The 14,551-nt window shown below is 77.3% G+C and carries 11 protein-coding genes; 6 read left to right on the top strand and 5 right to left on the bottom strand.

From position 1 onward, the window contains the following. Window positions 1-13: 13 nt before the first annotated feature. The gene (locus ACUN9U_RS09625) at window positions 14-229 is read left to right on the top strand and encodes a hypervirulence associated TUDOR domain-containing protein (RefSeq protein WP_445484731.1); all 216 of its coding nucleotides are present in this window, start codon (window positions 14-16) and stop codon (window positions 227-229) included. Window positions 230-367: 138 nt separating this feature from the next. Here ACUN9U_RS09625 and ACUN9U_RS09620 read toward each other — a convergent pair whose 3' ends face one another. The 3 genes from ACUN9U_RS09620 to ACUN9U_RS09610 are packed head-to-tail and all read right to left on the bottom strand — an operon-like array spanning window position 368 to window position 4,091. Next, window positions 368-1,297: a MaoC family dehydratase gene (locus tag ACUN9U_RS09620; protein ID WP_445484730.1), complete on the bottom strand. Its 930-nt coding sequence runs from the start codon at window positions 1,295-1,297 to the stop codon at window positions 368-370. Then, window positions 1,294-2,688 (bottom strand): 3-oxoacyl-ACP reductase, encoded by a 1,395-nt coding sequence (locus ACUN9U_RS09615; protein ID WP_445484729.1) that lies wholly within the window; start codon window positions 2,686-2,688, stop codon window positions 1,294-1,296. Before ACUN9U_RS09615 ends, ACUN9U_RS09620 begins: the two co-directional genes overlap by 4 nt. Continuing rightward, a complete protein-coding gene (locus ACUN9U_RS09610; protein ID WP_445484728.1) occupies window positions 2,688-4,091 on the bottom strand; it encodes an acetyl-CoA C-acetyltransferase in 1,404 nt (467 codons plus the stop codon). The genes ACUN9U_RS09615 and ACUN9U_RS09610 overlap by 1 nt, the downstream gene beginning before the upstream one ends. 80 nt (window positions 4,092-4,171) lie before the next feature. Here ACUN9U_RS09610 and ACUN9U_RS09605 point away from each other — a divergent pair, with 80 nt between their 5' ends. Together ACUN9U_RS09605 and ACUN9U_RS09600 are read left to right on the top strand one after the other, a co-directional pair. Next, window positions 4,172-5,014 carry a TetR/AcrR family transcriptional regulator gene (locus ACUN9U_RS09605; RefSeq protein WP_445484727.1) on the top strand — a complete coding sequence of 281 codons (843 nt, stop codon included), beginning with the start codon at window positions 4,172-4,174 and terminating at the stop codon, window positions 5,012-5,014. After that, entirely contained in the window at window positions 5,011-7,140 is a 2,130-nt protein-coding gene (locus tag ACUN9U_RS09600; RefSeq protein WP_445484726.1) for an acyl-CoA dehydrogenase family protein, read from the top strand. Before ACUN9U_RS09605 ends, ACUN9U_RS09600 begins: the two co-directional genes overlap by 4 nt. A gap of 120 nt (window positions 7,141-7,260) precedes the next feature. Here ACUN9U_RS09600 and ACUN9U_RS09595 read toward each other — a convergent pair whose 3' ends face one another. Continuing rightward, window positions 7,261-8,169, bottom strand: coding sequence for an NAD-dependent protein deacetylase (locus ACUN9U_RS09595; protein WP_445484771.1), 909 nt, complete (start codon window positions 8,167-8,169; stop codon window positions 7,261-7,263). A gap of 111 nt (window positions 8,170-8,280) precedes the next feature. Between ACUN9U_RS09595 and ACUN9U_RS09590 the strand changes: the two genes are divergently transcribed. Next, window positions 8,281-8,766 carry a VOC family protein gene (locus ACUN9U_RS09590; RefSeq protein ID WP_445484770.1) on the top strand — a complete coding sequence of 162 codons (486 nt, stop codon included), beginning with the start codon at window positions 8,281-8,283 and terminating at the stop codon, window positions 8,764-8,766. A 42-nt stretch (window positions 8,767-8,808) separates the two neighbouring features. Here ACUN9U_RS09590 and ACUN9U_RS09585 read toward each other — a convergent pair whose 3' ends face one another. Continuing rightward, complete coding sequence (locus tag ACUN9U_RS09585; protein ID WP_445484725.1) at window positions 8,809-8,973, bottom strand: hypothetical protein; 165 nt, start codon at window positions 8,971-8,973, stop codon at window positions 8,809-8,811. A 44-nt stretch (window positions 8,974-9,017) separates the two neighbouring features. Here ACUN9U_RS09585 and ACUN9U_RS09580 point away from each other — a divergent pair, with 44 nt between their 5' ends. Together ACUN9U_RS09580 and hrpA are read left to right on the top strand one after the other, a co-directional pair. After that, on the top strand, window positions 9,018-10,157 hold the full coding sequence (locus ACUN9U_RS09580; protein WP_445484724.1) for a PP2C family protein-serine/threonine phosphatase: 1,140 nt from the start codon (window positions 9,018-9,020) through the stop codon (window positions 10,155-10,157). Between the two features lie 32 nt (window positions 10,158-10,189). After that, window positions 10,190-14,479 (top strand): ATP-dependent RNA helicase HrpA, encoded by a 4,290-nt coding sequence (hrpA, locus tag ACUN9U_RS09575; protein ID WP_445484723.1) that lies wholly within the window; start codon window positions 10,190-10,192, stop codon window positions 14,477-14,479. The last annotated feature ends 72 nt before the right edge of the window (window positions 14,480-14,551 follow it).

Below are 14,551 nucleotides of genomic sequence, written 5' to 3'. Positions count from 1 at the left end.
GCATCACAGGCCCATGGCTGATGAGCAGACCTTCCGCAAGGGCGACGACGTCGAGTGGTCCTCCCACGGCAACACCGTCGAGGGCACGGTCGAGAAGAAGATCACCTCGGACACCGAGGCGGCGGGCCGCACGGTGAAGGCCGACAAGGACGACCCGCAGTACCTCGTCAAGAGCGACAAGACCGGCAAGGAGGCCGTCCACAAGCCGGACGCCCTCGACAAGGCCTGACCCCCGGGCAGGCGCCCGGGCGGCCGTCCTAGGGATCCGGTGTGCTGATCTTGGCGTTCGGTGGGTCCACGAGCCTCCGGGCGACCACCGATCGCCAAGATCGGCGCACGAAGGCCCGGGCACCGCTCCCGGCCGCGATCAGTGCAGGAGGGGCACCGCGATCGCGGTGAGGTGCACGCGCTCGCCGGGCAGCGGGCTGCCGGAGCGCACGGCCAGCGACCACCCCCGCGCGCCGCCCGCCAGCGGCTCGACGCAGAGCGCGGCGCGTGAGCTGAGCAGCAGCGGGGAGCCCCAGCGGGCGCGCACCTCCGTCCCGCCCGTGGCCGCGGCCAGTCGCGGCTCCACCTGGCCGAGGGCCCGGGCGAGGGTCCAGACGCCGTGGGCGATGGCACCGCGGAACCCGAGCGCCCTGGCGGCCAGCCCCGACAGGTGGATCGGGTTGACGTCGCCGCTGACCGCCGCGAACCGCCGGCCCGCACCGGCGGGCACGCGCCAGCGCGCTGCCGTGCGGGTCGCCGGGTCGGGCAGGTCGAGGTCGGGCGCGGGAGCCGCGGCCGGGTCGGCGAGGACGCCGCGGGCCAGGTAGCCGCTGACGCCCTCCCAGACGACCTCGCCGGCGCTGGTGAGGGTGGAGGTCAGCTCGACGACGGCGCCCCTGGCGTGCGGGCGGGGTCCGGCCACCGCCACGCGGACGTCCAGCGGCTCCCCCACGCCGACCGGGCGGTGCTGGCGCACGACCTGGGTGACGTGCACGAGACCCGGCAGCGGCAGGGGGAAGGCCTCGGCCGAGAGCAGCTCCAGCTGCGCGGCGAAGGCCAGCAGGTGCGGGCCCAGGACGGGCAGCACCGGGCGCAGCGGGACGCCCGTGGCCCGGGCCAGCGCCGCGGCCCGCTCGGGTCCTACGGCGACGCCGGGGTGCACCAGCGCGCCAACCGGGCCGGTGGGCAGCGCGAGCGGGGTCCCGGCGGCTGCCGAGGCGCGCGCCGCGCTCCCCTTGCGCCGCGCCGACAGCACCGCCCGCGCGTAGACCGGGGCGAGGGAGCGCCCCGCCCTCGCTGGCTCGCTCACGCGCCCACCAGCGCCTGGCCGCAGACCCGGACCACCTGGCCCGTGACGCCGGCGCTGGCGGGCTCGGCCAGCCACGCGACCGCCTCGGCGACGTCGACCGGCTGCCCGCCCTGCTGCAGGCTGGCCGTGCGCCGCCCCAGCTGGCGCAGCACCGGGGGGATCCTCGCGGTCATCTCCGTCTCGATGAACCCCGGTGCCACGGCGTTGGCGGTGGCACCGACCTGCGCCAGGCGCGGGGCGAGCGCCCGCACCACCCCGGCCACGCCGGCCTTGGAGGCGGCGTAGTTGGCCTGCCCGCGGTTGCCCGCCAGCCCCGAGGTGGAGGAGACGCCGACGACGCGCGCGCCGTCGCCGACCAGCCCGGCCTCCAGGAGCGCCTCGGTGAGCCGCAGCGGGGCAGCGAGGTTGACCCCCAGCACCGCCTCCCACCGGGCGGCGTCGAGGTTGACCAGCAGGCGGTCCCGCGTGATGCCGGCGTTGTGGACGACGACGAGCCGCCGCCCGGCCAGCGAGCGCTGCAGGTGCTCGACCAGGCGGGCCGGGGCGTCGGCGGCGGTGACGTCCAGGGCCAGGGCCTGCCCGCGCACGCCGTTGGCGGTGCGGGCCAGGTCGCCGCTGGCGGCCGGGACGTCGACGGCGACGACGTGCGCGCCCTGGCGGGCCAGGACCTGCGCCGTCGCCCGCCCGATGCCGCGGGCCGCCCCGGTGACGACGGCGAGGGCGCCCTCCAGCGGGCGCGCGTGCTGCTGCTCGACCGGCCCGGGCGCGGCGGACACCTCCACGACCTGCCCGTCGACGAACGCCGAGCGCGCCGAGGCCAGGAAGCGCAGCGGGCCCTCCAGCTCAGCGGGTCCGGCGCCGGGCGCCAGGCGCAGGAGGTTGGCGGTCGCGCCGGCGCGCAGCTCCTTGCCCGCGGTGCGGACCAGCCCCTCCAGACCCTGCTGCACCCCCGCCGCCTCGACGTCGTCGGCACTCCCACCAGCAGCCGGGGTGCGGCCCACGACGAGCAGCCGCGCGCTGGGGGCCAGGCGGCGCACGGCGGGCCCGAGCGCCAGCCCGAGAGCGGCCAGGTCGCCGACGCGGGTGGCGCCGGTGGCGTCGACGACGACGGCGCCGAGGCGCTGCCCGTCGTCGGCGGGCTCGGCCTGCACCTGGGCGCCGGCGCGGCGCAGCAGCGAGGCCAGCGCCCCGCCCGCCTCCCGGGTGCGGAACGCGGAGGGGCCGGAGCCCGCGGTGACCACCAGGGCGGGCCCGGGCAGCAGCGGCGCACCCGGGGTGTGGCGGCGCAGGACGGCCGGGCGCGGGAGCCCGAGCCGGCGGGCCACGGCAGCGCCGGGGACGGTGCGGACGAGGTCGGCGTAGGCGTCGCGGGGCTGGGCGGGCGCGGCCATCACGCCGCCTCCAGCGCCATGACGACGCCCTGCCCGCCGGCGGCGCACACGGAGATGAGCGCGCGGGGCCTCGCGCCGTCCTGCCCGGAGGCACCGCCCGCCTGCCCGCGCTGCTGGGCGAGCTGGTGCAGCTGCTTGGCGGCGGTGGCGAGGACCCTGCCGCCGGTCGCGGCGAAGGGGTGCCCGGTGGCCAGCGAGGAGCCGACGGGGTTCAGGCGGGTCCGGTCCACGGGGCCGAGGGCGGGGCGCCCGAGCCGCTCGCGGCAGAACTCCTCGGACTCCCAGGCCGCCAGCGTGGCGAGCACGGTGGAGGCGAAGGCCTCGTGGACCTCCACGACGTCGGCGTCCTGCAGCGACCAGCCGACCCGGTCCAGCAGGCGCGGCATGGCGTAGACGGGCGCGGTGAGCAGGCCGTCGGTGCCGGTGACGAAGTCGACGGCCGCCGACTCGGCGTCCACGACGCGGGCCAGGACGGGCAGGGAGCGCTCCGCCGCCCACTCGCGGGTGGCCAGCAGGACGACGGCGGCGCCGTCGGTCAGCGAGGTGGAGTTGCCGGCGGTCATGGTGGCCGCTCCGGCCTGCTCGGCGGGCAGGTCGCGCCCGAAGACGGGCCTCAGCGCCGCGAGGGCCTCGACGCTGGTGGAGGGGCGCAGCACGTCGTCGCGGCGCAGCCCCAGGCAGCTGGTGACCAGGTCGTCGAAGAAGCCCTCGTCCCACGCCTTCGCCAGGGCGTGGTGGCTGCGCGCCGCCAGGCCGTCCTGCGCGGCGCGGCTGACGCCCCACGCGGCGGCGGTCAGCGCGGCGTGCTCGCCCATCGACAGGCCGGTGCGCGGCTCGGCGTTGCGGGGGGCCTCCACGCGCACGGACCCGGGGCGCAGCCCGGCGAGCGCGCGCAGGCGCTGGGTGGCCGACCGTGCTGCGCGGGCCGCGAGGAGCGTGCGGCGCAGGTCGTCGCCCACGGCCAGGGGGGCGTCGCTGGCGCTGTCGGCGCCCCCGGCGACGCCGGCGTCGATCTGGCCGACGCGGATGGCGTTGGCCACGATGACGGCGGCCTCCAGGCCCGTGGCGCACGCCATCGACAGGTCGGTGGTGGGGGTGGTGGGTGCCAGCGCGCTGGACAGCAGCGCCTCCCGGGTGAGGTTGAGGTCGGTGCTGTGGCGCAGCACGGAGCCGGCGACGACGGCGCCCAGGCGCTCCCCGGCCAGGCCGGTGCGGGCGGTCAGGCCGTCGAGCGCGGCGGCGAGCAGGTCCTGGGCCGAGGCGCGGGCGTAGGCGCGCCCGGCGCGGGAGAAGGGGGTGCGGTCGGCGGCGACGACGACGGCGTCGCGCAGCCCGGCGGGGTCCGTCAGCCGCCCTGCCGGACGCGCGGATGGGGCGGGGGGAGGTGCGGTGGAGGTGGCCACCCCCCGACGGTACCGGCAGCGGAGGTCTATCCGGTACTGGAGGTAGCGGGTACCGCGGGTACCGGGTTACGCTCGCTCCTGTGACACCCGCCGCGACGACGCCCGCGCCGGCCGGCGACGCCCCGGCGCCCGCACCGGCTCCCGCGCTGGTGCCCGCCGCGGCGCCCGTCCTGGCGGCGGACGGGCGCAGCACCCGCTGGGAGGCGCACCGCCGCGCCCGCCGTGAGGAGCTGGTGCAGGCGGCGCTGCGCGCCATCACCCAGCACGGCCCCGGCGTCGGGGTCGACGAGATCGCCGCCGCCGCCGGGACCAGCAAGACCGCCCTGTACCGGCACTTCGCCGACAAGGAGCAGCTGTACCTCGCCGTCGCCGACCGCGTGAGCCGGCGCATCCTGCGCGACCTCCTGGCGGCCGCCGCCGAGCACGAGCGCCCCCGCGCCGCCCTGGGCGCCGTCATCGCCACCTACCTGCGCCTGGTGGAGGAGGACCCCGACGTGTACTGGTTCGTCACCCGTGGCGCGGGGTCGGTGGCCACCAGCGCAGACCCGCTGGCCGGGCTGACCACGGCGGTCAGCGCGGAGCTCGCCCGCGCCATCACCCGCCAGCTGCGCACCGCCGGCCTGGACGCCGCCACGGCCGGGCCGTGGGCCCACGGCCTGGTGGGGATGGTCCGCGCCGCCGCCGACCACTGGATGACCGCCCCCGTGCCCGAGGGCGCGCGCCGCACCCCCTCGGGGGAGCTGGCCGAGCAGCTCACCGCGCTGGCCTGGGGCGGGCTGTCCCGGGCGCCGCTGGCGCCGTCGTCCTCAGCGACGACGACGCCGCCGCCGACGCGGACGACGGGCGACCCCGCCCCCGAGAAGACCCACCGCACCGACCGCCGGGACCCGGCGGCGCAGCACCCCCTGGAGGAGACGCGATGAGCAGCCCCACCACGCAGAGCGCGGCCCGCGAGGACAGCACCGCCGCCGCGGCGGCCGACGTCGCGGCTGACCTGGCCGAGACCTCCGAGGCCACCCCCAGCCGCCTGGACGGGCAGGCCGAGGGCGAGGCCGGCCACGTCTGGCCGGTCGACCCCGAGCAGCTGGCTGCCGACCCCCGCGCCGTGCAGAAGGTGCTCGACGGGCGCTGGGCCCACGTGCGCGAGCGCGCCCGCGCCACCATCCCCGCGGCCTGGTGCGAGCCCACCGACCACCTGTCCACCGAGGAGCACCGCGCGCTGACCCTGCAGCGGCTGCAGGAGGTCGTGCCCACCGGTGAGCACCGCTACGGCTTCGCGGCCAGCGCCACCGGCGGGCTGGGCGGCGACAGCGTGGGCGCGCAGACCGTCAACTTCGAGATGCTCGGCCACGCCGACCTGTCGCTGACCATCAAGGCGGGAGTGCAGTGGGGCCTGTTCGCCGGCTCCATCCAGGCCCTCGGCACGGCCCGCCACCACGAGCGCTACCTGCGCGACGCCGTGGAGACCGACCTGCTCGGCTGCTTCGCGATGACGGAGACCGGGCACGGCTCCGACGTCGCCAGCCTGCGCACCACCGCCACCTACGACGAGACCACCGGCGAGTTCGTCGTCCACTCCCCCGGCCCGGACGCCCGCAAGGACTACATCGGCAACGCCGCCCGCGACGCCCGCATGGCCGTGGTCTACGCGCAGCTGGTCACCAGGGGCGAGCGGCACGGCGTCCACGCCGTGCTCGTGCCGATCCGCGACGAGGCCGGGAACGCCCTGCCCGGCGTCACCCTGTCCGACTGCGGCCGCAAGATGGGCCTCAACGGCGTGGACAACGGCCGGATCGTGTTCGACCACGTCCGCGTGCCGCGCGAGAACCTCCTGGACCGCTACGGCCAGGTCGCCGAGGACGGCACGTACACCTCCTCCATCGCCAGCGACAACGCCCGCTTCTTCACCACCCTGGGCGCGCTGGTCAAGGGCCGCGTCTGCATCGGCGCCGCGGCGCTGGCCGCCGCCAAGACCGGGCTGGCCATCGCGGTGACCTACGCCGAGCGCCGCCAGCAGTTCCCCAAGGCCGGTGGCGCCCCCGGCGAGGAGGTCACGCTGCTGGACTACCGCACCCACCAGCGCCGCCTGCTGCCGCTGCTGGCCTCCTCGGCGGTGTACGCCCTCGCCCAGGACGACGTCGTCGCCGAGCTGCACCGCGTCACCAACCCGGTGCTGCTGGGCGCCGCGCCCGACCCGGGCCCGCAGAAGGCGCTGGAGGCCAGGGCCGCCGGCATGAAGGCGCTGCTCACCTGGCACGCGACCCGCTCGCTGCAGGAGGCGCGCGAGGCCTGCGGCGGCTCGGGCTTCCTCTCGGAGAACCGGATCGCCCAGCTCAAGGGCGACACCGACGTCTTCACCACCTTCGAGGGCGACAACACCGTGCTCATGCAGCTGCTCGGCAAGCACCTGCTCTCGCAGCACCGCGACGCCCTCAGGGGCGCCGGCAAGCTCGGGCAGGCGAAGGCGGTGACCTCCTCCCTGGTCGACGCCTACGCCGGGCGGACCCCCGCCCGCGCGGTCGCCGGCTTCGTGGGCGAGGTGGTCACCGACATCTCCTCGCTGCGCCAGCGTACGGAGAGGAAGGCCGAGGACGCCGACCCGGAGCTGTTCGACAGGGCCTGGCAGCTGCGGGTGCTCGAGCACCGCGAGCGCCGCACGCTGGAGAGCCTGGCGCTGCGCATGCGCAAGCGCGCGCAGGCCGGGGAGAGCGGCTTCACCGTGATGAACGAGGTGCAGGACCACCTCGTCCTCGCGGCCCGCGCGCACCTGGACGCCTGGGTCGCCCGTGCGGCGGACGCGGCGATCGGCCGCGCCGAGGACGAGCGCGCCAGGGTGCTGCTCTCGCGCCTGCTGGACCTGCACGTGCTCACGCTCGTGGAGGCCGACCGCGCCTGGTACCTCGAGCGCGGGCTCATCACCGCCGGGCGCAGCCGCGAGCTCACCACCGCGGTGAACGCGCTGTGCGCCCAGGTGCGCCCGCACGCGCTGCGGGTGGTCGACGCCTTCGGGCTGCCCGAGGGCTGGCTGGGCGCGCACATCGCCAGCTGACCGTCCCCCCTCGCACCGCAGCCGAGCGCCTGGCTGCGCTTCCCGGGCCCCCCGGACCGCAGCCGAGCGCCTGGCTGCGGTCCGGGGGTGGGCGCCTGCGGGTGGGTCAGCGGGTGGGGGTCAGCGCTGCGCCGGCACCGCGGCGAGCCCGCCGTCGTCGGAGGGCTGCGCCTCCAGGCGGCGCACCAGCTGCGGCAGCAGCTCCTGCACGGGGGCGGCCACCTTGAGCACCGGGTCCCCGTCGGCGCGGGTGGCGCCGTCGGTGACCACCGCCACCGGCTGCCCGCGGCGCACCGCCGCCCGCACGAAGCGGTAGCCGCTCATCACTGTCAGCGACGAGCCGAGCACCAGCAGCGCGGGGGCGAGCTCGAGCAGGTCGTAGGCGCGCTCCACGCGGTCCTTGGGCACCGGCTCGCCGAAGTAGACGACGTCGGGCTTGAGGACGCCCACCTCGCACACCGGGCAGGCCACCACCACGAAGCCCGCGACGAGGTCCTCGGGCAGGTCGACGTCGCCGTCGGGGTTGACGCGCAGCTGGTCCGCGACGCCCTCGGCCGCCTCGGCGAAGCCGGGGTTGGCGGCGCGCAGCCGCCGGTCCAGCTGGTCGCGCGGCACCACCGCGCCGCAGTCCAGGCACACCACCCGGGCCAGCGTCCCGTGCAGCTCCAGCACCCGCTGGCTGCCCGCGGCCTGGTGCAGCCCGTCGACGTTCTGCGTCACCAGCGCCCCCACCGCGCCGGCGCGCTGCAGGTCGGCCACCGCCGCGTGCGCGGGGTTGGGGCGCGCCGTGGCGATCTGCCACCAGCCGACGTAGGAGCGGGCCCAGTAGCGGCGGCGGCCCTCGGGGTCGTGGAGGAACTCCGCGTACCGCATCGGGGAACCCTTGCGCTGCGACCCGGTCGGGCCGCGGTAGTCCGGGATGCCCGAGGCGGTGGACATGCCCGCACCCGTCAGGGCCAGGACGCCGCGCCCCTGCGCGCGCGCCGAGGCCAGCAGCGCGAGCAGGTCCTCGACCGGCCCGGCGGGCACCTCGCTCACCGCCTCACGCTAAGCCAGCACCGATGAGTCCTGCGCGCCCGAGCGGTCGGAGCAGGAGTCCCCTGCAGCACCGAGGATGAGGAGGGCCGAGCAGTGCCCGAGATGGTGACGTGCCTGTGGTTCGACGGCGCCGCCGAGGAGGCGGCCCGCCGCTACACCGAGCTGTTCCCCCGCAGCTCCGTCGACGCCGTGGTCCGCTCCCCCGCGGACAACCCCAGCGTCTCCGAGGGGGCGGTGCTGACCGTGGAGTTCACCCTCGACGGCCGCCGCTTCCTCGGGCTCAACGGGGGGCCGGCCTTCACCCCCAACGAGGCGGTGAGCATCCAGGTGCACACCGCCGACCAGGCCGAGACCGACCACTACTGGGACGGGCTCACCGCGGGCGGCGGGCAGGAGAGCCGGTGCGGCTGGCTCAAGGACCCGTGGGGCTTCTCCTGGCAGGTGGTCCCGCGGCGCCTGACCGAGCTCATGGCCGACCCCGACCCCGACCGCGCCCGTGCGGCGATGCAGTCGATGATGACCATGGGGAAGATCGACGTGGCGGAGCTGGAGCGGGCGGTCGCGGCGGTGCCGCCGTCGTCGTCCTGACCGTCCGAGCCGGACGACGACGACGGGCGCAGCGGCCGCGGATCAGGCGCTGGGGCTGCCGGCGCTGCCCGGCTCCGGCGGGGACACCTCACCGGCCTGCAGCTCCTGCAGCTCGCGCTCGGGGGTCTCGGCCGCCGCCGGGTCGGCGTTGGCGCCGGGCAGGCCCCCGGTCTTGCCGACGCCGCTCTCGTGGGTGCTCTCGCTCATGCCTCCTGCCTACCCCGGCCAGCGAGGTGCGGCACGCTGAGGCCGTGGACGGGGACGGCAGGGGCGGCGCGGCGCTCGTCGCCGACGGCACCGACGAGCACGTGCTGCTGCGCCCGACTGCGCGCTGGCTGTGGCTGGGCGTGGTCGCCTGCCTGGGGCTGGCCGCCACCGACCTCGTCTCCGGACAGCTCAGCGGCGACCGCAGCGCCGCCAACATCGGGGGCAGCTTCGCGCTGGCTCCCACGCTGACGGCCATCGGCGGGGCGCGCTGGCACGTGGCGGTGGTCGGCGTGCTGTCGGTGCTCGTGGCGCTGTGGACGTGCGTGGTCGACGGCACGCCGCTGCTGACCACGCTCATCAGCGTCGCGGTGGTGGCGCTGTCGACGGCGGTGGCGGCGGCGGTCGCGGGCGTGCGCCGCACCCACCTGGCGCAGCTGCAGGACCGCCGCCAGGCCGCGCGCACCCTGCAGTCCGCGCTGCTCACCCGGCTGCCGCAGACCGAGGGCCTGCAGCTGGCCAGCAGGTACACCCCCGCCAGCACGGGCGACCAGGTGGGCGGGGACTGGTACGACGCGATCGTCGACCCCTCGGGCTCCACGACGCTGGTGATCGGTGACGTCATGGGCCACGACATCCGGGCCGCCGCCGCCATGGGGCAGGTGCGGGCGGTGCTGCGCGCCTACGCCGTGGAGGGGCGCCAGTCGCCGGCGGCCCTCATCGGGCGCACCGAGGCCGCCCTGGAGCGGCTCGGCCTGGAGGTGATGGCCACCCTGGTGGTGGCGCGCATCGACCCCGCGGGCGAGGGCCGGGCGGCCAGCCTGGTGTGGAGCACCGCCGGCCACCCGCCCCCGGTGCTGCTGACCCGCTCGCCCGGCGGAGAGCCGCGCGCCCGGGCGCTGAGCTGCGGAGCGGAGGGGCCCGACCTCGTGGTGGGCGTGGTCAGCGGCTCGCCCCGCCGCGACCACTGCTGCGCGCTCCCGGCCGGAGCGACCCTGCTGCTGCACACCGACGGGCTGGTGGAGCGGCGGGAGACCGACCTCGCGGAGGGGACGGCCGCGCTGCTGGCCGCGCTGGAGCGCGAGGGCCACCGCGACCTCGACCCGCTGCTCGACGCGCTGCTGCCGGACCTGCTGCGCGGCCACCGCGACGACGACGTGGCCGTGCTCGCCGTGCGCACCGCCTGAGGTCCGGGGCGCCGCCTACGCTGGACGGCGAGATGACGACGACGACCGCGGGCCCCGACCCGGCAGTGCTCCGCAGCGGGCTCGTGGCCACCACCCTGCGCGACGAGCGGCGCCTGGCCCGGCGCCTGGAGGGCGCCGAGCGCGCCAAGGGCCCGCGCCGCGCCCAGCAGCTGGCCGAGGTGGCCGAGCAGGTCGTCGTGGCGCAGGGACGGCTGGCCTCCCGCGCCGGCGCCGCCGCCGACCTCGTCGGGTCCATCACCTACCCCGACCTGCCGGTCAGCGCCCGCCGCGACGACATCGCCGCCGCGATCCGCGACCACCAGGTGGTCGTCGTCGCCGGGGAGACCGGCTCGGGCAAGACCACCCAGCTGCCCAAGATCTGCCTGGAGCTGGGCCGCGGCGTGCGCGGCCTGGTCGGGCACACCCAGCCCCGGCGCATCGCGGCCCGCGCGGTGGCCGAGCGGGTGGCCGAGGAGCTCGGCGGCGAGGTCGGCCAGGCGGTCGGCTACGCCGTCCGGTTCACCGACGAGGTCGGCCCCGACAGCCTGGTCAAGCTCATGACCGATGGCATCCTGCTCGCCGAGGTGCAGCGCGACCCCGACCTGCTCGCCTACGACACGATCATCATCGACGAGGCCCACGAGCGGTCCCTCACCATCGACTTCCTCCTGGGGTACCTGCACCGGCTGCTGCCGCGCCGCCCGGACCTCAAGGTCGTCATCACCTCCGCGACCATCGACCCGCAGCGCTTCGCCGACCACTTCTCCACCGTCGCCGGTGAGGTGCCCGTGGTCGAGGTGTCCGGCCGCACGTTTCCGGTGGAGGTGCGCTACCGCCCGCTCAGCCTCGACGAGGCGCCGCTCGAGGGGTCCGAGGACGACGACGAGGACGGCGAGTCCCTCGAGGCCGACCCCGACGACGCGCGCCGCGGCCAGTCCGAGGACCGGGACCAGACCGAGGGCGTCATCGACGCCGTCGCCGAGCTGACCGCCCTGGGCGAGGGCGACGTCCTGGTGTTCCTCTCCGGTGAGCGCGACATCCGCGACACCGCCGACGCCCTCACCGCGGCCATCGAGCGCCGGGAGGTGCCGGGCCTGCGCCCGGCGGGCTCCGGCGGCGCGGGCGCCGCCGAGGTGCTGCCGCTGTTCGGGCGCCTGTCGGCCGCCGACCAGCACCGGGTCTTCTCCAGGCCCGGTGCCGGGACGTCGCGGCGCATCGTGCTCGCCACCAACGTGGCGGAGACGTCGCTGACGGTGCCGGGCATCCGGTACGTCGTCGACACCGGCACCGCGCGCATCTCGCGGTACTCGGCGCGCACCAAGGTGCAGCGCCTGCCCATCGAGCCGGTCAGCCAGGCCAGCGCCGCGCAGCGCTCGGGCCGCTGCGGCCGCGTGGCCGACGGCGTGGCGATCCGGCTCTACTCGGAGCGCGACTTCGAGAGCCGTCCGAGGTTCACCCAGCCCGAGGTGCAGCGCACGTCGCTGGCCAGCGTCATCCTCCAGATGGCCTCCCTCGGCCTGGGCGCGGTGGAGGACTTCCCCTTCCTCGACGCCCCCGACCGCCGCCAGGTGCGCGACGGCCTGGCGCTGCTGCACGAGCTCGGCGCCATCGACGACCCCTCGCCCGAGGGGAACCCGCGGCTCACGGAGGTCGGCAGGCGGCTGGCGCAGGTGCCGGCCGACCCGCGCTTCGCGCGGATGCTGCTGCAGGCCGACCGCGAGGGCGTCGTCCCCGAGCTGCTCGTGCTCGTGGCGTCGCTGTCGGTGCAGGACGTGCGGGAGCGGCCGCTGGAGAACGCCGACGCCGCCCGCGAGAGCCACCGGCGCTTCGCCGACGAGCACTCCGACTTCGTGTCCACGCTGAACCTCTGGCGCTACCTCACCGAGCAGGCCGCTGAGCGGTCCTCGTCGTCGTTCCGGCGGATGTGCAAGGCGGAGTTCCTCCACCACCTGCGCATCCGCGAGTGGCAGGACGTGCACGCCCAGCTGCGCCGCGTGCTGCGGGGCCTGGGCATCTCCACGCCGAGCGGCGCCGAGGCCGCCCGGGTGCGCACCGGCGAGGAGCTCGAGCCGGTCCGCGCGCAGGTGCACGCGGCGCTGCTGGCGGGGCTGCTGACGCAGGTCGGCAGCAAGGACCTGCGCGCCGAGGAGAAGGCCGGCCGCGGCGGCGGTCGGGACGGCCGTGATGGCCGCGACGGTGCGCGCGAGGCCCGGCGGCGCGGCTCGGCGGAGTACGTCGGGGCCCGCGGCACGCGCTTCGCCATCGCTCCCGGGTCGGTGCTGGCCAAGCGCTCCCCGAGCTGGGTGGTGGCCGCCGAGCTGGTGGAGACCTCCCGGCTGTGGGCGCGCGTGGTCGCGCGCGTGGACCCCGAGCAGGTGGAGGCCCTCGCGGCGCACCTCGTGGTGCGCAGCCACTCCGAGCCGCGCTGGAGCAAGCAGCGCGGCGGGGCCGTGGCCACCGAGCGGGTCACGCTGTACGGCCTGCCGCTGGTGGCCGGGCGCACGGTGCCGCTGGCGCGGATCGACCCGGAGGCCGCGCGCGACCTGTTCATCCGCCACGCCCTGGTGGGCGGGGAGTGGGACGCGCGCGGCGCGGCTGTCGCCTTCGTGGAGGCCAACGCCGCGGTGGCGCGCGACGTCGAGGAGCTGCAGGCCCGCACCCGCCGCCGCGACCTGCGCGTGGACGACGAGGCGCTGGTCGCCTTCTACGACGCCCGGCTGCCCGCCGACGCCACGTCCGCCCGCGCCTTCGAGTCCTGGTGGCGGCGCGAGCGCCGCACCCGGCCGGACCTGCTGACCCTGACGGTCGCGGACCTGACGATCGACGACGCCGACGCCCTGTCACTCGACGACGCCCCGACGTCCTGGAGCTCGGGCAGCTTCGACCTGTCGCTGAGCTACCGCTTCGACCCGCACGCCGCCGACGACGGCGTCACCGTGCACGTGCCGCTGGCGGTGCTCGCGCAGGTGCCGGAGACGGGCCTGGACTGGGGCGTGCCCGCGTGGCGCACCGAGCTGGTGACGGCGCTGCTGCGGGCGCTGCCCAAGCCGGTCAGGGTGCAGCTGGTGCCCGTGCCCGACACCGCCCGGGAGGTGGCCGCGGCGCTGCCGGAGGTCCCCCCGCCCGGTGTGCGGCTGGTCGACGCCGTCGGCGAGGTGCTGCGCGCACGGCGCGGCGTCGTCGTGCCCCCGGAGGCGTGGGACGCCGCCCGGCTGGCGGAGAGCGCGCCGCACCTGCTGCCCACGTACGCCCTGGAGGACGCCGACGGGCGCGTCGTCGCCACCGGCAAGGACCTCGCCGCGCTGCGGGAGCGGACCGCCGGGGCGCAGCGCGCCGCGGTCGTCGAGGCCGTGACCGCCGGGGCGCGGGCGTCGGGGCAGCAGCTCGAGCACGAGGCGCTCACCTCCTGGCCCGCGGGGCTGGTGCTCGCCGAGCAGGTGGAGACCGCGGCGCCCGACGGGCGGCCGGTGGTCGGCTTCCCCAGCCTCGTGGTGGAGCGCTGGACGGCGGCGTCGAAGCAGCGCAAGGACGGCGAGCGGCGCATCGCGGTGCGCGTGCTCGCCACCGAGGCCGAGGCCCGCGCCGCCCACCCGCGGGGCGTGGCGCGCCTGGCGCGGCTCGTGCTCGCCAACCCGACGAAGGCGCTGCTCGACGGGCTGGGCACGCCGGCGCGCCTGGCGCTGGCGCGCTCGCCGCACGGGACGGTGGAGGCGCTGCTGGCCGACTGCGCGGACGCCGCGGTGGACCACCTGGTGTCCCAGCGCGCACCCGGCGGTGGGCTCGGCGTCCGCGACGGCCAGGCGTTCGACGCGCTGCTGCGCGCCGTGCGCCCCGACCTGCTCGCCACGACGCAGCAGGTGCTGGGGCTGGTGCAGCGGGTGCTGAAGTCCGCCCGCGACGTCGAGCACGCCCTGGACCGGACGCCGGCGTCGCTGCCCCTGGTGGCGTCCCTGGCTGACGTGCGCGCGCAGCTCGGGGTGCTCGTGCACGCCGGGTTCGTCGCCGAGGTGGGGCTGGAGCGGCTGCCCGACGTGCAGCGCTACCTGCGGGCGCTCCTGAGGCGGCTCGAGGTGCTCGGGGGTGCCGGTGCGGCGCAGGCCGCGCAGCGCGACCGGGACCGCACCGGCGTCGTCCAGCGGCTGGAGGCCGACCTGGAGCGGGCTGTCGCCGCGCTGCCCTCGGCTCGCCGCGACGCCGCCGAGGCGCGGGCGGTGCGCTGGCAGCTGCAGGAGCTGCGCGTGAGCCTGTTCGCCCAGACGGTGGGCGCGAGCGGCCCGGTGAGCGAGAAGCGCGTCGCCGCCGCCATCACCGCCCTGCGCTGACCGCCCACCCTCCCCCCTCCCGCGACGATCAAGGAACTCGGCGCCATCTCGCGGCGCCACGCAGGCGAGTGG

This window comes from Quadrisphaera sp. KR29 (genome assembly GCF_052644995.1).
This window is presented reverse-complemented; position numbering and strand designations above follow the sequence as displayed.

What these genes read in the sequence shown, in the direction of transcription:
- ACUN9U_RS09615 (WP_445484729.1), bottom strand. Translation starts at nt 2,688, where the DNA reads ATGGCCGCGCCCGCCCAGCCCCGCGACGCCTACGCCGACCTCGTCCGC.
- ACUN9U_RS09590 (WP_445484770.1), top strand. Translation starts at nt 8,281, where the DNA reads ATGGTGACGTGCCTGTGGTTCGACGGCGCCGCCGAGGAGGCGGCCCGC.
- ACUN9U_RS09625 (WP_445484731.1), top strand. Translation starts at nt 14, where the DNA reads ATGGCTGATGAGCAGACCTTCCGCAAGGGCGACGACGTCGAGTGGTCC.
- ACUN9U_RS09600 (WP_445484726.1), top strand. Translation starts at nt 5,011, where the DNA reads ATGAGCAGCCCCACCACGCAGAGCGCGGCCCGCGAGGACAGCACCGCC.
- ACUN9U_RS09585 (WP_445484725.1), bottom strand. Translation starts at nt 8,973, where the DNA reads ATGAGCGAGAGCACCCACGAGAGCGGCGTCGGCAAGACCGGGGGCCTG.
- hrpA (WP_445484723.1), top strand. Translation starts at nt 10,190, where the DNA reads ATGACGACGACGACCGCGGGCCCCGACCCGGCAGTGCTCCGCAGCGGG.